This is a genomic window from Isoptericola croceus, from assembly GCF_029382255.1.
Classification (GTDB): domain Bacteria; phylum Actinomycetota; class Actinomycetes; order Actinomycetales; family Cellulomonadaceae; genus Isoptericola; species Isoptericola croceus.
In genome coordinates this window covers 199,756-217,503 of record NZ_JARLLG010000005.1, presented here as the reverse complement: position 1 = coordinate 217,503, position 17,748 = coordinate 199,756, and the positions used below count along the sequence as shown (strand labels likewise).

Here is a 17,748-nt window from a genome sequence, read left to right as displayed (position 1 = left end):
CGAGAGGACACCACCATGACCGCACAGCAGCACAGCGCCCCGGCCGGCTACACGAGCGTCGCGCCCTGGGTCGTCACGGACGACACCGGAGCCTTCCTCGACTTCGTGGCGACGGTGTTCGAGGGCGAGGAGCTCGCCCGCGTCGTGACGGCGGACGGCTCCGTCGGCCACGGTGAGACGCGCGTGGGCGACACCGTCGTGCTGGCCTTCGACCGCCGTCCGGAGTGGCCCGTCATGCCGAGCCTGCTGCGCGTGTTCGTGCCCAACGCGGACGAGGCCTTCGCGAGGGCGCTCGCGGCCGGCGCGGAGGTGGTGACCGAGCTGTCCGACAGCGCGTTCGGGCAGCGCGGCGGGCGCCTCAAGGATCCGTTCGGGAACATCTGGTGGGTCGTGACCCACGTCGAGGACGTCTCCGAGGAGGCGATGTGGCAGCGGTTGCAGGAGCCGGTCTACGTCGACCAGATGCGGGTCGCCCAGGAGACGCTCGACGCCGAGCTGAGCGGGCGGGCACAGGGACGCAGCAGCGCACCGATCCGCTGAGCCGAGACGGCCGGGCCCCGAGTTGCTCGGAGCCCGGCCGCCGGACGGTAGTGCTGCTTTCCTGCTGTGGTTCGCCTACAGGGGTTCGAACGTCCAGACGGTGTTCGCGTCCGCCGCTCCGGTGTTCCAACCGACCGAGCTACCCGACCCGAAGAGGTAGCCACGCCCGCTCTGCTTGTTGTCGATCCGGAACCCGCCGTCGGCGGCCTTGATCGCCCAGAGCGAGTCGTCGCCGAGCCATCCGGTGTTCCAGATGACCTCGCCCGCTGGTTCGGTGTCGAGGAAATCACGCCCGCTGCGGACGTTGTCGATCGTCCAGTATCCCGGCTGGTGCTCGGTGAGCTTCCAGTGCTGGTCGTCGTAGATGCTGCCCGGCTCCAGTGCGAGGGCGCCGTCGGCCTCGGAGTCGAGGTACCGTCCGGTCGATGCGTTCCGGATGCGATAGGTCTGACCGCTGACCGGACCGGCAGCCGCGATGCTCACGTCGTCGACGTGGACCGAGCCGCGCTCGCCGCCGTTGGCGTACCAGGCGACCCGTGCGATACCGGGAAGGGCGTTGCGGAGCGTAGCGTCCGAGACCACCCGCTGGCCGTCGATGTCGAGGCTGTACCGCTGGGCGTCGGTGTCGACGGTGAGCTCGATGTCGTACCACCGGCCCAGCTCGTACGTGCCGACGACGGTCGAGGAGGTCCCCTGGTACGCCCTGATCTGGCCGGAGGCGAAGGCAACGCTGATCGCCGGCTCACCGTCGGCGTTGTACACGTAGGGCAGCCCGAAGAAGCCTCCCTGAGTGTCGTTGCGCATCACGCTCGCCTTGACGGTGACGACGCCGTCCAGCGGGTCGGTGAAGACACGGGCGAGGCTGGTGCCGTCGGTGCCGCCACCGTTGGTCGTGCGGGTCAACCGGGCGCTCTTGTTGCTGGCGGACGGGGTCTCGACGATGTCCACGGCGTTGCTGGTGGACACGACCTGCCACCCGTTCTTGCCGTTGGCGAGCGGGCCGGTCGGCAGGGCGTCGAACGTCTCGTTCACCGCGCGCACCGGGTCACCCGGGGCCTCGAAGGCGCCCATGTCGGTTCCCGCCCCGCTCGGCATCGCCGCACCGGCGAAGTCACGTCCGCCGTTGCCGGCGATCTCGATGCCGGCGTCGATGAACACCGACCCCGCCTTCAGTGCGAAGTTCTCGGCGGTGTCGAGCCGTGTGCCGCTCTCGTCGCCGTACGGCCCCGTGACACCGGGGTTCACGAACTGCGGGTTGCCGACCACCGGGCTGCTCTCCTTCGAGGGCGGGGTGAGGTTCGACGAGTACCCGTTGTTCTGGTAGATCGCGTTGGTCGGCGTGACGAACGTGACGTCGGAGCGGTCCGAGATGAACAGGTTGTTGCTCATCGTCACCGGTCCGCTGGTGCCACCAGAGACCATGTTCGGCGCCGTCTTGCTGTAGAAGACGTTGTTGTAGACCTGGGCGGTCGTGCCCGACGTCTGGGACATGTGGAGGTTCCACCGGGTCGAGCCGGTGACGACGTTGTAGCGGACGATCGCGCTGCCGAACCTGTAGTTGCCGTTGCAGGCGCAGAGGAGGATGCCGTCCTCGTTGTCGTGCAGGTAGTTGTACTGGAACACCTGGTTCGTGGTGGCGATGTCGGGGTCCATGCCGTTGCCGTCGGCGCTGCCGTTGGCCCGGGTGGTCCCGGAAATCTCGTTGAACTGGACGGTCACCTGGTCAGCGGCGAACGTCTCGATGCCGGAGACGCCGACGCGGTCGACCACGTTGTCCTCGACGAGGCCGCCGCGGACGTTGGTGAGGTAGACGCCGTTGGCGCCGAACTGGGTGTCCTTCTGGGTGAGGTAGTTGCCGCGGATGACGACGTCGGTGTGCGGCGTGAAGCGCGAGTCGCCAGCGGTGCGACGAGTGCCCCAGCCGGTCTCGACCGCGCCCGGCGCGTCACCGGTGTACTGCTTGACGGTGATGCCACCGAACGAGGTGTTCTTGATCGTGGAGTTCTCCACGGTGATGCCGGAGAGCACCGTCGGGTCACCCGGGTTCGCGATGTCAGCGACCGAGGTGAGGAAGATGATGCCGCCGCTGTTCTTCGAGCGGTCCCAGCCGGTGCCCCAGTTGATGCCCGGGGTGCTTGGGCCGCTGCCACCGATCCAGTTGATCTCACCGGTGACGTCGTGCACGTCGACGGAGTCGATCACGAAGTGCTTCAACGTCTGGCCGTTGTCGCCGTGCACGCCGATGCCGCGGAAGTCGCCGAGGTTTGCACCCGGCGTCGCCGTCGCGGGTGCCTCGTTCGACACGTCGAGGTTGCGGATCTCCCAGTACTCCTGGTTGAAGAGACGCACCGCATCAGCGACGGTGCCGCCGCCGGCGATCTTCGGCTTGGCGCCGCTGCCGTACCGGTCGATCGTGATCGGCGCGCCATCGGTGCCGGAGCCCTTCGGCCACAGCTGACCGGTCCAGGCGTCGCCGCTCCGCAGGAGGATGGAGTCGCCCGGCTGGAAGGTCGTCGAGTTCACCTTGCTCAGCGAACGCCACGGCGCACCGGTGCTGGTTCCGGCGTTGGTGTCGCTGCCGGCGGAGCTGACGTAGTACGTGGTGCCCGTGGCGGCCGTGGCCGCGGAACCGGGGACGGTGATCGCCAGTGCGGCGAGCAGGGCGAACACCATGGCGGCAACCGTGCGCCGTGGTGGTTTGCGGGTAGTCATCATTGACTCGTCTCTACTTGAGTTCGGCTGTTCCTTGGCAGGGCGACGATGTCCGCCGTGCCGCGGTGGTGCGGCCGCAGGTCCGAGGCCGAGCAAGAGGCAGGGCCGGGCACGCTGCGGGCGGTGGCAGGGCGAGCGTGAAGGACGTGGACACCACGGGTGACACTCCCTCAGGCGTGATAGTGAACGTTCACCTTTTGGGTCCCCGGAGAGTATTGAACGTTCACTCCGTGTGTCAAGGCGGCGGCGAGAGCATGCCGTGGCAGGCGTAGGGCGGCGCCCGGCCGGTGGGGCGCCAGCCGGGCGAGCGGCTCGCGATCCTCGCGCCGCAAGGTGCTGCCGTTCCAGCGTCCGTGCGCCCCTCGCTCCCGGGTGAACTCGGGGAAACCGGGATTGACGCATTCTGGAAACGTTGTCACACTCAGGTCCAGGTGCATCGCATGACTCCCGTACGGGGGAGCGGCAGGCGCTCTCTTGGCAGACAGGGCATGCGCTTTCCTCGGTGACGGCCTCGACGCGTGGCTGCCGAGGCATACTTGGAAACGTTGTCATCAGGCGAACCCTCGATGAGGAGGACAGATCATGACCAGCTCGCAGACGGGCCCGCGGCGGCTGTCGCGGCCGACCCTGGCAGTCGTTGCCGCGGCCGCGGTGCTGATGCCGCCATCTGGCGCGGTAGCGCTCACGGCAGCGGAGACGGGTGGCATGGACGCCGCCTACATCGTGCAGTCATCGTTCGACGAGCGCCCCACCGGACCGTTCGTGCACGGCACCGACGGTTGGAACGTCGACGTCAGCGCGGGCAATGCCGTCGAGGTGGTGTCCGTGCCCTCGGCCGAGGACCACAGCCTGCGCATCAGCCGGGCCGCCGGAACGGGGTCGGGCGGCTCTGCGCTCGCCCGGGAGTTCGAGGCGCCCTTGACAGGCACGGTGGGCGTCTCGGCCCGCGTCATGCGCTCGGACAGCGAGGCCGGGTTCTTCGGTCTGCCGTACGTGTACGACGAGGCCGGCCAGCCCGCGGTGAGCGTGGCGCTCGCCCGGGGCGACATCGTGGCCTACGAGGGCACCACGTTGCGGACGATCGGTCAGTACGAGCCTGGCCGGTGGTATGACATCGACCTGACCGTCGACACCGACGCGCAGACCTTCGACCTCGCGATCGACGGCGAGGCGGTCTTCACCGACGCGACACCGCGCACTCCACTGACCGGGATCAGCCGTATCGCCTGGTATGCCAACGGCGGCGAGCGCGGATCGGTGCACGTCGACGACATCGCGATCTATCGCCCCGGGCTCCTCGTCGACGAGTCGTTCGACGCGCTGCCCACCGGTGCACTGGCGGACGGCACGAACGGCTGGGGCGTCGTCGCCACGGGCAACGCGGTCGACGTCGTCGCCGTTCCCTCGGAGTCTGACAAGAGCGTCCGGCTGACCCGGACCACGACGAACGGCGGGACGGCGGGCACCAGCCTTTCCCGCACCTTCGATGCTCCCGTGCAGGGTCTGGTCACGATCGAAGCGGAGGTGATGCGCGACGACGACCAGGCAGGCTGGTTCGGTCTGCCGTACGTGTACAACGCCTCGGGCCAGCCCGCTGTCAGCGTCGCGTTCGCACGGGGCGACATCGTCGCGTACGAGGGTTCGACCTCACGCACGGTGGGTACCTACGAGCGAGGCCGCTGGTACCAGGTTGCCGTCACGATCGACACGGTCAACCAGCGCTTCGACCTGGAGGTCGACGGCGAGCCCCTCCTGACGGGTGCGACGTTCCGCAACGAGCTGCCGGGCATCGCCCGGGTCGCCTGGTACGCCAACGGGGGTGAGCGTGGCGCCGTCTATGTCGACGACGTCCGCATCGCTCGCGGCGTCCAGGGTGAGGCGTCGGAGGTCGTCCACATCGACGAGGCCTTCGACGCCCAGACGGAACCGCCGAACTTCGGGTTCCCTCAGGGTGCGCGCGTGGCCGACGGCGTGCTCCGCGTCACCGAGGACATGGACCACTACACCACGTCCGTCTCGAGATTCGATGCTGCTGTCCGCGACCAACGGACGCTCGACCTGAGCTTCGACTGGAAGACGGATATCGCCAGTACGGGGATGAAGACCGGGCTGGAGCTGCGCGGTGCGGACGACAACCTCGTCTTCGCGCTCGCCGCGACCGGCGCGGAGATGCGCTATGGGGTCACCGGGCCGGCGTCGGACTCGAGCGCTGCTCCCGACAGCCTCAATCCGGCGTGGACGAAGATCGCGTTCGATCGCACCAAGTGGTACACGGTCGACCTGCACATGGACTTCACCGTGGGGACGGTCCAGTACACGATCGCGACCCGCGAGGCGTCGCCTCGCGTGATGGCGTCGGGCACGGGCAAGATCGCGGCGACGAACCTTGATCGTCTGGTGGCGTGCAACTACTACGGCGTGGGCCCGCAGTCCGTCGACAACGTGCTGCTGCGCCGACCGGCCCACGTCGCCGACGGGATCCTGCAGGGCAAGAGGGTGTACGCCTTCGGCGACAGCATCGTCGCCGGGCACAAGTACTCGCGCGGGTTCGTCGACCTCGTGGCCGAGCGTGAGGGCATCACCGTGTCCAAGCACGCCCGCAACGGTGCGACCGTCATGAACGCCGGGTTCCCCGCCGGGACCGTCATCCAGCAGGTGCGCGCCGCGAGCGCGACGTCGCCGGACCTGGTCGTGTTCGACGGCGGCACCAACGACATCGAGGCGATCACCACCGCGGGGCACAAGGTCGGTACGGTCAGCAGCGGGTTCGATCCGGCCGGCTTCGACTCCGGTACGTATGCCGGTGCCCTCGAGGCGACCGTGCACGAGATGCGGTCCAAGTGGCCCAACGCCCCGATCGTCTACGTCGCGGTCCACAAGCTCGGCTCGCGTGACTGGGACACCCAGCTTGCGGTCCGTGAGGTCACCCTCCAGGTCGCCGAGAAGTGGGGCCTCACCTACGCCGACGTCTTCGCAGGCTCGACGCTCGACACCCGCGACGACGTCCACCGTGCCGCCTACACCTTCGACGACCTTCTCGGTGGCTTCCCCGGCACCAACGGTTCGGGTACCCACCCGAACATCGAAGGCATGACGCGCTTCTTCGTCCCTGTCCTCACGGAGGCCCTCGTCGACGTCGTGCGCTCGGACGCGGGGGGCGGCGACTAGGCGCAAGGTCTCCGGCCTCGAGAGCGAGGCCGCCGCCGTCCAGCCGCTTTTCCTGCGGCCCGGGCAGAGATGCGTGGAACCGTTATCCAATCGTCATCCCATTTGGTGACCGAGCAAGGCGAGCTAGGAGTAGGAATGCCCGCAAATACGCCAATCTACGACGATATCGACGGAGACTTGACGGAATCTGAAACCGTTGTCATGCTTTCCCAGCGACACCCCGAAGAACGAGCCTCGGGGTGGAGCGTGAAGGCTACTACCTCGAGGGAGAGGCGAGAGTTGATGCACCACGGAATGGCGCGTTCGCGACGACGGCGGGCGGGCGAAGGCCGTCGCCCGACGGCGCACGCAGCGACCCGGCTCGGCCCCGCGCCGCGGCGCACCGGGGAGGTGGGCGCGCGATGAGTCTTGCCGAGCTTCAGAAGCTGAGCACCCGGAGCGGCGGAGCGCGGGTCAAGCAGGAGACGCCCGACAACAAGGCCGCGCTGTTCTTCCTCGGACCGTGGCTGGTGGGGGCGGTCGCGCTGACCATCGGCCCGATGGCCGCGTCCCTCTACCTGGCGTTCACGGACTACAACCTGCTGCAGGACCCGCGGTGGATCGGGCTGGCGAACTTCGAGCGCATGCTCGAGGACGACCGGCTCCACAAGTCGATCGAGGTCACGTTCACCTACGTCGCGTTCGGCGTCCCGGCCCAGCTCGCCGTCGCGCTGCTGCTCGCGATCGCACTCGACCGCGGCATGCGAGGCCTGCCGTTCTACCGGTCGGCGTTCTACCTGCCGTCGCTGCTGGGCGCGAGCGTCGCCATCGCGGTGCTGTGGCGCCTGATCTTCGGGAGCGAGGGACTCTTCAACAGCATCCTGGGGACCCTGGGGATCGACTCGTCCACGAGCTGGATCGCCAACCCGGACACCGCGCTGTGGACGATCGTGATGCTGCACGTGTGGACGTTCGGCTCACCGATGGTCATCTTCCTGGCCGGTCTGCGCCAGATCCCCCGGGAGTACTACGAGGCGGCGTCGACCGACGGCGCCAGCCCGTTGCGGCAGTTCCGTTCCATCACGCTCCCGCTGCTGACGCCGATCATCTTCTTCAACCTCGTGCTCGCGATCATCAACTCGTTCCAGGCGTTCACGCAGGCGTTCGTCGTCTCGGGCGGGACCGGGGGACCGAGCGACTCGACTCTCTTCTACACGCTGTACCTCTACCAGGAGGGCTTCGGTGCCTTCCGGATGGGGTACGCCTCCGCTCTGGCATGGCTGCTGGTCGTCATCGTCGGCGCGTTCACTGTCATCAACTTCTGGGCTTCGAGGTTCTGGGTGCACTATGACGACTGAGACCACCACCGCACACCGCCCGCTCGAGACCGAGACGGTGCCGTCCGCGAGCCCACAGGTTCGCCAGCCGCGGTCCGAGACCCGCCGGCGCCTCCTGGGCTTCCTGCGTCACGTCGCCCTGCTGGCCTTGGTCGTCGTGTCGCTCTACCCGGTCCTGTGGATGATCGTCAGCTCCCTGCGGCCGGACGGATTCATCTTCGGCAACGCCTCGCTGGTGCTCAACACGTTCGAGATCGAGAACTACACCGGCGGCTGGAACGCACTCGGCGCGCCGTTCAGCACGTACCTGCTCAACTCGGCCGTGGTCGTCGCGGGTGCCATCGTCGGCAACCTCGTCACCTGCTCGATGGCCGCCTATGCCTTCGCCAGGCTGCGGTTCCGGTTCCAGCGGCCGGCGTTCGCGATCATGCTGCTCATGATCATGCTGCCGGTCCACGTCGTGATCGTGCCGCAGTACGTCCTCTGGGCGCAGACCGGGCTGGTCAACTCGTTCTGGCCCCTGGTGATCCCGAAGTTCCTCGCCACCGACGGCTTCTTCGTCTTCCTCATGGTCCAGTTCATCCGCGGACTTCCCCGTGAGCTCGACGAGGCGGCTCGCATCGACGGAGCAGGGCACGGCCGGACCTTCTTCCAGATCCTCCTGCCGCTGATGACGCCCGCGCTCGCCACGACCGCGATCTTCACGTTCATCTGGACGTGGAACGACTTCTTCAGCCAGCTCATCTATCTGACCGACCCGAATCTCTACACGGTGCCGGTGGCGCTGCGGTCCTTCATCGACGCGCAGTCCCAGTCGTCCTACGGCTCGATGTTCGCCATGAGCGTCGTGTCCGTCATCCCGCTGCTCGTCGCGTTCACCCTCGGGCAGAAGTACCTGGTCCGTGGCATCGCCACGACCGGTGGCAAATGACCACCCCTCACCCGTCGTGCCTCACGCACGACAGAAACCTCCAGCACGACCCGAACAGAGAGAAGGAATCATGCGTCTGACAACGTCGTCCGCACGCCGCGCAGCGGCTGCTGTGGCCACCACTGCCGCCCTGCTGGGGCTGACCGCCTGCGGTACGGGGGAGCAGCCCGGGTCCGGGAGCGAGGGCGAGGCCCCCGAGCTCAGCGAGGAAGCGGTCACGCTCCGCGTCACCTGGTGGGGCGGGGACTCCCGTCACCCGCTGACCCAGGAGGCCATCGAGGCCTTCGAGGAGAAGCACCCCAACATCAAGGTGGAGGGTGCGTTCGCCGACTGGGGCGGGTACTGGGACAAGCTCGCGACCCAGACCGCCGGCGGCAACGCCCCGGACATCATGCAGATGGACGAGCTCTACCTCGCGTCCTACGCGGACCGCGGCGCCCTGTACGACCTCGAGCAGACGACCCAGCTCGACACCTCGGCCCTCGACCCGAACATCGTCGACCTCGGCCGGTCCGACGGCACGCTCTACGGCATGCCGATCAGCACCACCGCGTTCGGCATCCTGGCCAACACCGACCTGCTCGACGAGCTGGGGCTCACGCTGCCCGACACGACCACGTGGACCTGGGACGACCTCAGCGCGTTCGCCGAGGAGGTCAGCGAAGCGAGCGACGGCGAGGTCGTCGGCATCTCGCCGCTGAACAACGGGTACTCCCTGCAGCTGTGGGCGCGCCAGCACGGTGAGGCGCTCTTCAGTGGCGGCGCCGTCTCGATCTCTCCGGAGACGCTCGCGGGGTACTTCCAGCAGGCGCTCGACTGGACGGAGTCCGGAGCCGCGGCCTCGGCGTCGCGCCAGGCCGAGCTGGCCGGGGTCTCGATCGACCAGTCCGACTTCTCGACGCGCAAGCAGGCCCTGCTGTTCAGCCAGATCACCCAGATCCCGGCGTACGAGGCCGCGACCGGCGGTGCCACGCTCGAGCCGGTCAAGATCCCGACCGAGGACGCGAACGAGGCGGACTACTCCTACCTCAAGCCCGGCATGTACTGGTCGGTCTCGTCCACGAGCAAGCACCCTGCGGAGGCCGCTCTGTTGATCGACTTCCTGGTGAACGACCCCGAGGCCGGGCAGATCCTCGGAACCGACCGTGGCATCCCCTCCAACGGCACCGTCCGCGAGGCGATCGTCGACGGTCTCGAGCCCGGTCAGCAGCGGGCCGCGGAGTTCGTCGCCGCCGAGGAGGAGTACATCGGCGCGGCTCCCGAGATCACGCCGAACGGTGCGAGCGAGCTCGACACGCTCATCGCTCGCTACCTCGAGGACGTCCTGTTCGAGTCGCAGACGCCCGACCAGGCGGCCGAGGCGTTCATCGACCAGCTGGACGCGACGATCAAGTCAGCCAACTGACGACGTCGGAGCGGCTTCACGCACGGTCATAGGGGCTGTGCGCCGGTACATCACCGGCGCACAGCCCCGACGACGTCGCGAGGAACGCGTGTCAGCGACGCACCGGGGTGCTGTCCCGCAGGACGACCCGCGCCTCGAACACGACCAGGCGGCGTCGGGCGTCCGGCTCCTGGAGCGCGAGGTCGACCGCGGTACGGCCGATCGACTCGAGCGACAGGTCCACGCTGGTCAGGCCGGGTGTCACGTCGTCGGCGTCGACGACGTCGTCGAAGCCGGCGACGCCGACCTCCTGGCCGACGACCACCCCCGCGTGGCGCAGCGCACTCATCGCACCGAGCGCCATGGCGTCCGTGGCTGCCAGGAGGACATCGGCCCGCTCCTGGGCGCTACCGAGATAGCCGGAGGCTGCGGAGTAGCCGCCGTCCCGGGACATCGGTACGCGCACCATGCTGGCGCGGTCGACGCGCACCTCGTGCTCACGGGCTGCTTCCAGGACGCCGGTCTCCCACTCGCGCACACCGGTGGAGTCGACGTCGGGGGTGATCAGCGCCATCGAGCGGTAGCCCATCCCGGCCAACGTGGCGACGAGCTTGCGCGCCCCCTCGCGCCGGGGCACGGCCGCCGTGTCGAACGGCAGCTCGTCGTCGCCCGCCACCACGATCCGGCCACCGTCCTGCTCGTAGAGCTCCAGCTCGCGCAGGAGGGCTACCCGCGAGGAGGCCGAGCCGCTCCGGGTCCCGGTCAGCACCATGACGCGGGGTCGTTGGCTGCGCAGCATCCGGATGACGCGAACCTCGTCATCGATGACGTGCTCGGTCCCGGAGATCGTCACCATGAGTCCGGACGACCTGGCCTGCTGGATCGCGCCGTGGACCAGCTGAGCGTTGTACGGGTCACGGATGTCCGACACGAGCACCGCGATCGTGGGAGTCGAACCCGTCGTCGTCGCCCTTGCCGAGGTGTTCGGTCGATAGCCGAGACGTTCTGCCGTCTCGAGGACGCGCGCGCGCACGTCCTTGGCCACGTAGCGGGAGTCCGGATCGAGGGCGCGCGATGCCGTGGCGAGACCGACACCGGCCTCGCGTGCGACGTCCCTCAGGGTGACGGGTGGGCGAACGGTGTTCGCTCGACCGCCGGCCTCACCGCTCGTCTCTGTCGTCACGACACGATTGTCCACCACCCGGGGAGCGATACGGCTCCGTCCAGGGATACTGGGTCCAGCAGAAGAGCATGACGACCTGGAAGAACGGAGGCGAAGTGACACTGGCACGCCGGAACGGCGCCGCGACGCTGCGTGATGTGGCCGACGTCGCAGGTGTGTCCCCGTCCACGGCATCCCGGGTGCTGAACGGAAGCGATGCGGCCGTGAGCGAAGAGCTCGCACTGCGCGTGCTCGCGGTGGCCGACGCCCTGGGGTACGTGCGCAACCAGGCAGCCCGCGCCCTGCGTGGCCGTCGCTCGGGTGTCGTGCTGCTGGTCACCGACCCCCGCACGGCGTCGGCCGCCGCGATGGCGGCAGGGATGGAGGAGGCCGGCCGAGAGCGCGGCGTGACGGTCAGCATCACGGCCGTCGGCTCCGGCGCGGAGGCGCATCTCGAGGCGCTGCGCGTCCTCCGGGGTCTGCGCCCGCTGGCGCTCGTCGTCACCAGTGCGAGCTTTGCTGGTACGGACAGCGACCAGGTGCTCGCCGAGCTCGAGCTCATCCGTGGCGAGGGCGCCAAGATCGTCTTCGTCGGCGAGCACGACTACGACTACCCGTCGATCCGGTTCGACGACGTGGCGATCGGTCGTCTGGTCGCCGAGCACGTGGCGACGCTCGGGCGGGAACGTCCCGCCGTCCTCACCGCCGTCAACCATCCTGCGGTCGAGAGCCGGACCCGTGGTTTCGTCGAGGGACTGGCCGCGCACGGTCGCGACCCGGAGTCGATCACCCTGCAGCACACGGACGTGTCGCGCGCCGGAGGTCGCGCGGCGACCGAGGCGCTCGTCGGCGACGGGGCGCACCCGGACGTCATCTTCGCCGGCAACGACGTCCTCGCCATCGGTGCGCTGCACGCACTTCGTGCGGCCGGTCTGCGGGTGCCGCGGGACGTCGCCCTCTGCGGCGTCGACGACATCCCGATCGCGCGAGACGTCACGCCGCCGCTCACGACGGTCTCGCTGCCGTTCGTGGACGCGGGACGCGCGGCACTCGCGCTCGCCCTCGACCGGGCAGCGACGTCAGACGTCCACCTACCCGGCAGTCTCGTCGTCCGCGACAGCACCGCGCAGCGTTCCCCGGCGACGGCGACGGCGACGGCATCGGTCTAGGGCTCGAGGGCGGGGGCTCCGGGTACCCAGGCAGACCGCGTATCCTCAGCCCTCCGCGCTGCCCGAGATCTGCGGAAGGACACCCGTGACCCTGCTCGACCTCGTGCTCGTCGTCGTCCTCGTCACTGCCCTGGTGTCGGGGTTGGGCCGCGGGCTCCTGGCCACGCTCGGTGGACTCGTGGGGCTCGTCGTCGGTGGCGTGGCCGCGTTCCTGGTGGTTCCACTGGTGATCGATGCGCTGCCCACCGCCCAGTGGCGCGGGCCGGCGACGGTCATCCTCGCCGTGGTGCTCCCGCTGCTCGGAGCCTCGGTCGGGTCCGGTGTGGGCCACACCCTGCGGCGGCAGGTCGACGGGACGCCGTTGCGGCCGTTCGAGCGACTTCTCGGAGGGGTCGCGAGCCTGGTGGTGGCGGCGGTCGCGTTGTCGTTCGTCGGCACCGCCGTCAAGGCGACCGGAACACCCGTCATCGCCTCCGCGGTCTCGTCGTCCACGGTGCTCCGCACGATCGAGGACCTCACGCCGGCTCCGGTGAGCCGCACGCTCGCCCAGGTGCGCGCCTCGGTGCTCGACGACGGGCTGCCACGGCTGGACGGTCTCCTGGATCCGCGGCGCGCGGCGGTCGCGCCCGCCGTCGACCTCGACGACCCGGCGCTCGAGGCGTCGGCCCAGTCGGTCGCACGGATCTGGGGTACGGCGTACGCGTGCGGGACGAGCATGACGGGCTCGGGCTTCGCCAGCGCGCCGGACCGCGTCGTGACGAACGCGCACGTCGTGGCGGGCGTCGAGCGGCCGCTCGTCGAGCTCCCCGGCCGCCCGGCGCAGGAGGGACGGGTCGTCTACTTCGACCCCGAGGCCGACCTCGCCGTCGTCGCCGTCGACGGGCTGGGTGCCGACCCGCTGACGGTCGCGCCGTCGTTGGCGACCGGCGACCCGGCAGCCGTCCAGGGCTACCCGCACGGCGGGCCGTTCACCTCGACGAGTGCTGAGGTGCTCGACGTGGGTTCCGTCCGCATCCCTGAGTCCGGCGGCATCGGTGGCGGTGAACGCGACATCTACGCCCTGGCCGCCACCGTCCACCCCGGCAACTCCGGCGGGCCCGTCCTGTCCACCGACGGCGACGTCGTCGGCGTCATCTTCGGTCGCTCGGAGTCCGACGGAAACCTGGCCTACGGCGTGACCACCGCCGAGCTGATGCCCGTCGTCGCGCAGGCCCCTGACCTGGTCGGCGCGGTCACGCCCGGCCGCTGTGCCGGCTGAGCCGCCTCGTCAGTGGAACGACATCGAGTAGTACGTCTGACGGTCGATGGTCTCCACGGTGATGTCCTGGGTGCGCTCCACGTGGCGGCGCAGGTTCTCGGCGAAACGTAGCGAGTCGTCGTTGAACCGGGAGACGTCGTAGCAGGCCACGACGCGGTGCTCGGCGAGGTGTGCGACGAGGGCGTCGAGCATGTCCATGAAGGTGCGGGTGGAGCGCCGGCCCGGGTGGGCGAGCGTGAAACCGACGTACCAGACCGCACCGCGCGCCGAGTACTCGGGAAAGCGGGCGGCGTAGAACTCGGGGCTCACCCACGGCACCGCCGCCAGGTCCGTCGCGAGCGTGGTCAGACCGACGGGTTCGCCCTGCTCGTCCCGGGCGAGGAGCTTGGTCACCCGGGGGTCGGCCATCTCCTCGTCGAACTCCTCGCGGTGCAGCACGTGCCGGGCGGCGGCACGCGTGCGCAGCGGCTCGAAGGCCGCGAGGTACAGCCCCCAGAAGTGATCGGCGACAGCCTCGGGCACGGACTTCTCGAAGGTGACGTCAGCTCGCACGGGTGAGCTCCTCCCAGCCCGCTCGGCGGAAGGTCGCGACGACGACGGCGCACACGGGCAGCGTGCCGCAGGTGATGCCGGTGATCTGCCGGCCCTCCGCGCGATACCGCCCGCCGCGCGTCGCCGAGAGGTCCTCGAGGCTGTGCGTGAGATCGGTGGCGACCTGCTCGTGCGAGGGGCCCTGGTGCTCGACGAACAGTCCGGCGCCGCTGCCGTCGTCGCGCCGTGACCAGGCGACGCCCGCCCACGCCTCGTGCCCGGGGAGGGAGGCGTGGGCCTCGGCGTACACGCAGTACAGGGCGTCGCCGTGGTCGCCGGTGAGCTGCTCGTCGCCGTCCACCTCGAGGATCTCGCTGCCCGGTGGGACGACGGAGCTGAGCCGGACGAGGTTGAAGTCGCCGACACCCGCGGCGACGAGGGCGGCGTCGAAGGCGGCCAGGGTGGTTCGCCCGCTGCCGGTCCCGGTGCTGACGCGGATGGTCAAGGGGGAAGTCATCAGGTCCTCACGTATCGGTCGGTCGTCTTCGGGCGGTGACAGGAGGGCGGCCGGCGGCGACGTCCAGCAGGTCGAGGACGGGGCGCAGGATGGCGTCCGGTGCGGCCCGTCTCTTGGACAGGAAGACCGTCTGGCCGAGGTGGAGGTCTTCGCGTTCGTGGGCACCGAGCGCGGTCGCCGTGTAGACCACGAGCGGGACACGCCACAGCCGGCCGTCGCGGCGCAGGTCCTCCACGAGCTCGCGCCCGGTGCCGTCGGGCAGACCCAGGTCGAGCACGACGAGGTCAGGCTCCTCACCGAGTGCGAGCGCCTCCCGCGCCTCGCCGAGCGAGCCGGCCTGGGAGACGACGAGCCCACCGCTGGTCAGAGCGGTCGCGACGACGCTCCGCAGGTCGTCGTCGTCCTCCACGACGAGGACCCGTTCGTGGTGTGGCTGCCACCGGATCACGTCCTGGACGGTCCTGACGAGGTGCCCGGGGTCCACCGGCTTGACGAGCCAGCCGTCGGCGAGCGCGGCCGCCTCCCGCGCGTCGGACGCCCGGGTCCCGGACACCACGACGACCGGCACCTGGGCGGTCGCGGCGGACCGCCGCAGCTGGCCGAGCACCTCCGTCCCGTCGGTGCCCGGCATGGCGAGGTCGAGCACGATCGCGGCAGGCTGCTCCTGCTCGACGATCTCGAGCGCCGTCTGCCCGTCGGTGACGCCCACGACGTCGTAGCCGCGGGTCTCCAGGACATTGCGCAGGACGTCGACGACGTAGGGATCGTCGTCGACGACGATCACCCTCGTGGTGCCAGGCTGTTCCGCCGCATCGCTCGGCGCCGGGGCAGGAACGTCGTTCGCGGCCCACGCGAGGGCGGCCGAGGCCTCCTCGGTCGAGGTGGGACGGTCGCCCACGGGGACCGCCTGAGGGTTGGCGCGGCGCAGCGTGAGGCGGAAGCTCGCCCCCGTGCCCTCGCCGTCGCTCAACGCCCAGATCCGCCCACCGTGCCGCTCGACGACGCTCTGGGAGATGGCGAGCCCCAGGCCCGTGCCGCCCCGCTCGCGGGCGTCGGAGGCGTCCACCTGCTCGAACCGACGGAACACCGTCTCGAGCTTGTCCGCCGGTATGCCGCGTCCCTCGTCGTCGACACGGACCTCGACGAGGTCTCCGACGGGCACGGCGCTGATGCGCACCTCGTCGCCGCGCGAGGAGAACTTCACCGCGTTGCTCAGCAGGTTGGTCAGCGTCTGCACGATGCGCTCGCCGTCCACGGCGACCATCTCCGTGGTCGGGGCGGGCCTCAACGTGACCCCTGCCTCGTCCGCGAGGATCGATACCTGGTCCACCGCGGTCGCGATGAGCGTCTCGACCCGGTGCTCCGCCAGGTTGAGCGGCGTGGTCCCGGCATCCATGCGCTCGATGTCGAGGATGTCGTCCACGAGCCGGCTGAGGCGCTCGCTGCTCGTGAGCGCGATGCGGATCATGCGTGACGCCTGGTCCGGCGAGTCGTCGAGCACGCCGCTGTCGAGCAGGCCGAGAGCGCCGCGGATCGACGTGAGCGGGGTGCGCAGCTCGTGGCTGACGACGGACACGAACTCGTCCTTGATGCGCTCCACCTCGCGGCGCTCGGTGACGTCGCGGAAGGTGACGACGGCCCCGCGGATCACTCCGTCGTCACGCAGCGGGCTGGCGGTGACCTCGACGGGAACGTCCTTGCCGTCGAGCCTTCGGTAGACGTCCTGCTCGCCGGTGGAGGTGATGCCGTCCCGCACAGCCTCGGCGATGTAACAGTTCTCCGCCGGGTAGGGAGCGCCGCTGGGTGCCGCCGCATGGAAGGTGGCGTGCGCGTCGCGCCCGACGAGATCTGCGGCGCCCGCGCCGAGGGTGCGCGCCCCGGCTGCGTTGACGAAGGTCACGTGGCCTGCGAGGTCCACCCCGTAGATCCCGTCCGCGACGGACTCGAGCGTGCGCTCGCGCTCGCTCGCCAGCGATCGGAGCTGAGCGGTGCGATCCTGCACGCGCCGTTCCAGGCCGTGGCGCAGCGACTCGTTGTCCACGACCACGAGGATCTGGCGCACGACGACGGCGACCAGCACGGCGGCCCACAGGAGGTCCGCCACCCACGGGACGTTGCTGTCCGTCTGGACGACGCGCACCAGGGCGGCCGCGAGGAACAGGCAGAACGTCACGACGGTGCCGAGCACCGGCGAACCGTCGGAGTGCCGTTGGGTGACCGGGCTCCCGGATGCCGCCGGGTGCCGCGCGGCCAGGGCGATGGCGACGTAGCCGCCGACCCAGGCGGCGTCGACCGGGCTGCCGAAGGTGAAGCCGCCCTGCGCGGAGAGCAGGGCGAAGGAGACGTCAGCCACGGCGTACAGCACGAAACCGCTGCCGACGAGGACCAGGGGGACGCGTTCCGAGGCGCTGGAACGTGTCATGACCAGGACGGCGAGCGTGGCGAGCAGGGCGTCCACGACGGGCAGGGCATAGGTGCTGAGCGCCGGTTGTGCCGCCCAGGCGCCGGCACCGATGGCGACGGCGAAGACCGCGATGTAGAGGACCGATCCGCCGACGACGACGCTGTCGAGCAGCATCCGCACGATCTCCTGGCTGCGCGGACGGACGGTGGGAAACAGCGCGAGGCCGACCACGCCGAACAGGAGCGCGGTGATGTAGGCGGCGTCCCCCGTCGCCTGGTCCGCGATGAGTGCCGCATAGGCGTTGCCGAGAAGGCCGACCGTCGCGCCGAGGCAGAGGATCGCCCATGCTCGGCGGCGCCGGCCCGTCGAGCGCACCGCGCGCCAACCGCAGCTCACCGCCGTGGCGACCCCGGCACCTGTAAGTGCCGCGGCCGAGACCTGCTCACGCATCGACTGCTGGAACGGCCCGGCGAGGACGACGACGAGCAGGGCGACCGCGACACCGGCCGCCCAGCACCAGAGCGCGAAGCCGGTCTGTGCCTGTGCCGACGCGCGTCGCGGCTCCCCCATAGCCTGAGCGTAGGGGAACGTCGCCACTCCTGCCGGGCCTGCCACCGGTTGCGACGGGCGGCGTCGTCCGCCGCACCGGGGTACGG

Annotated in this window: 12 protein-coding genes; 7 read left to right on the top strand and 5 right to left on the bottom strand. The window is 69.9% G+C overall.

Annotation, left to right across the window (positions count from 1 at the left end):
* Nucleotides 1-15 precede the first annotated feature (15 nt).
* The gene (locus PZC42_RS13065) at nucleotides 16-540 is read left to right on the top strand and encodes a VOC family protein (protein WP_277211791.1); all 525 of its coding nucleotides are present in this window, start codon (nucleotides 16-18) and stop codon (nucleotides 538-540) included.
* A 75-nt stretch (nucleotides 541-615) separates the two neighbouring features.
* Here PZC42_RS13065 and PZC42_RS13060 read toward each other — a convergent pair whose 3' ends face one another.
* Nucleotides 616-3,252, bottom strand: a complete 2,637-nt coding sequence (locus PZC42_RS13060) for an RICIN domain-containing protein (protein WP_277211789.1) — start codon at nucleotides 3,250-3,252, stop codon at nucleotides 616-618.
* A gap of 582 nt (nucleotides 3,253-3,834) precedes the next feature.
* Between PZC42_RS13060 and PZC42_RS13055 the strand changes: the two genes are divergently transcribed.
* The 4 genes from PZC42_RS13055 (at nucleotide 3,835) to PZC42_RS13040 (ending at nucleotide 10,072) form a co-directional block, all read left to right on the top strand.
* Complete coding sequence (locus PZC42_RS13055) at nucleotides 3,835-6,420, top strand: GDSL-type esterase/lipase family protein (protein WP_277211787.1); 2,586 nt, start codon at nucleotides 3,835-3,837, stop codon at nucleotides 6,418-6,420.
* Between the two features lie 401 nt (nucleotides 6,421-6,821).
* The gene (locus PZC42_RS13050) at nucleotides 6,822-7,757 is read left to right on the top strand and encodes a carbohydrate ABC transporter permease (protein WP_277211785.1); all 936 of its coding nucleotides are present in this window, start codon (nucleotides 6,822-6,824) and stop codon (nucleotides 7,755-7,757) included.
* Nucleotides 7,747-8,667 carry a carbohydrate ABC transporter permease gene (locus tag PZC42_RS13045; RefSeq protein ID WP_277211783.1) on the top strand — a complete coding sequence of 307 codons (921 nt, stop codon included), beginning with the start codon at nucleotides 7,747-7,749 and terminating at the stop codon, nucleotides 8,665-8,667. The genes PZC42_RS13050 and PZC42_RS13045 overlap by 11 nt, the downstream gene beginning before the upstream one ends.
* A gap of 70 nt (nucleotides 8,668-8,737) precedes the next feature.
* Nucleotides 8,738-10,072: an ABC transporter substrate-binding protein gene (locus tag PZC42_RS13040; RefSeq protein ID WP_277211782.1), complete on the top strand. Its 1,335-nt coding sequence runs from the start codon at nucleotides 8,738-8,740 to the stop codon at nucleotides 10,070-10,072.
* Between the two features lie 91 nt (nucleotides 10,073-10,163).
* On the opposite strand, the gene PZC42_RS13035 is transcribed toward PZC42_RS13040, so the two are convergent.
* A complete protein-coding gene (locus PZC42_RS13035) occupies nucleotides 10,164-11,234 on the bottom strand; it encodes a LacI family DNA-binding transcriptional regulator (RefSeq protein WP_277211780.1) in 1,071 nt (356 codons plus the stop codon).
* A 68-nt stretch (nucleotides 11,235-11,302) separates the two neighbouring features.
* Here PZC42_RS13035 and PZC42_RS13030 point away from each other — a divergent pair, with 68 nt between their 5' ends.
* Entirely contained in the window at nucleotides 11,303-12,382 is a 1,080-nt protein-coding gene (locus PZC42_RS13030; RefSeq protein ID WP_277211778.1) for a LacI family DNA-binding transcriptional regulator, read from the top strand.
* Between the two features lie 85 nt (nucleotides 12,383-12,467).
* A complete protein-coding gene (locus PZC42_RS13025; protein WP_277211776.1) occupies nucleotides 12,468-13,640 on the top strand; it encodes a MarP family serine protease in 1,173 nt (390 codons plus the stop codon).
* A 9-nt stretch (nucleotides 13,641-13,649) separates the two neighbouring features.
* On the opposite strand, the gene PZC42_RS13020 is transcribed toward PZC42_RS13025, so the two are convergent.
* Genes PZC42_RS13020 through PZC42_RS13010 form a run of 3 tightly spaced genes read right to left on the bottom strand, consistent with a single transcriptional unit; the run spans nucleotide 13,650 to nucleotide 17,662 of the window.
* Nucleotides 13,650-14,192: a hypothetical protein gene (locus tag PZC42_RS13020; RefSeq protein ID WP_277211774.1), complete on the bottom strand. Its 543-nt coding sequence runs from the start codon at nucleotides 14,190-14,192 to the stop codon at nucleotides 13,650-13,652.
* The gene (locus tag PZC42_RS13015; protein WP_277211772.1) at nucleotides 14,182-14,688 is read right to left on the bottom strand and encodes a pyruvoyl-dependent arginine decarboxylase; all 507 of its coding nucleotides are present in this window, start codon (nucleotides 14,686-14,688) and stop codon (nucleotides 14,182-14,184) included. The genes PZC42_RS13020 and PZC42_RS13015 overlap by 11 nt, the downstream gene beginning before the upstream one ends.
* 7 nt (nucleotides 14,689-14,695) lie before the next feature.
* A complete protein-coding gene (locus tag PZC42_RS13010; protein ID WP_277211770.1) occupies nucleotides 14,696-17,662 on the bottom strand; it encodes a response regulator in 2,967 nt (988 codons plus the stop codon).
* Nucleotides 17,663-17,748 lie beyond the last annotated feature (86 nt).

What these genes read in the sequence shown, in the direction of transcription:
- PZC42_RS13060 (WP_277211789.1), bottom strand. Translation starts at nt 3,252, where the DNA reads ATGACTACCCGCAAACCACCACGGCGCACGGTTGCCGCCATGGTGTTC.
- PZC42_RS13040 (WP_277211782.1), top strand. Translation starts at nt 8,738, where the DNA reads ATGCGTCTGACAACGTCGTCCGCACGCCGCGCAGCGGCTGCTGTGGCC.
- PZC42_RS13050 (WP_277211785.1), top strand. Translation starts at nt 6,822, where the DNA reads ATGAGTCTTGCCGAGCTTCAGAAGCTGAGCACCCGGAGCGGCGGAGCG.
- PZC42_RS13045 (WP_277211783.1), top strand. Translation starts at nt 7,747, where the DNA reads ATGACGACTGAGACCACCACCGCACACCGCCCGCTCGAGACCGAGACG.
- PZC42_RS13055 (WP_277211787.1), top strand. Translation starts at nt 3,835, where the DNA reads ATGACCAGCTCGCAGACGGGCCCGCGGCGGCTGTCGCGGCCGACCCTG.
- PZC42_RS13065 (WP_277211791.1), top strand. Translation starts at nt 16, where the DNA reads ATGACCGCACAGCAGCACAGCGCCCCGGCCGGCTACACGAGCGTCGCG.
- PZC42_RS13010 (WP_277211770.1), bottom strand. Translation starts at nt 17,662, where the DNA reads ATGGGGGAGCCGCGACGCGCGTCGGCACAGGCACAGACCGGCTTCGCG.
- PZC42_RS13030 (WP_277211778.1), top strand. Translation starts at nt 11,303, where the DNA reads ATGACGACCTGGAAGAACGGAGGCGAAGTGACACTGGCACGCCGGAAC.
- PZC42_RS13015 (WP_277211772.1), bottom strand. Translation starts at nt 14,688, where the DNA reads ATGACTTCCCCCTTGACCATCCGCGTCAGCACCGGGACCGGCAGCGGG.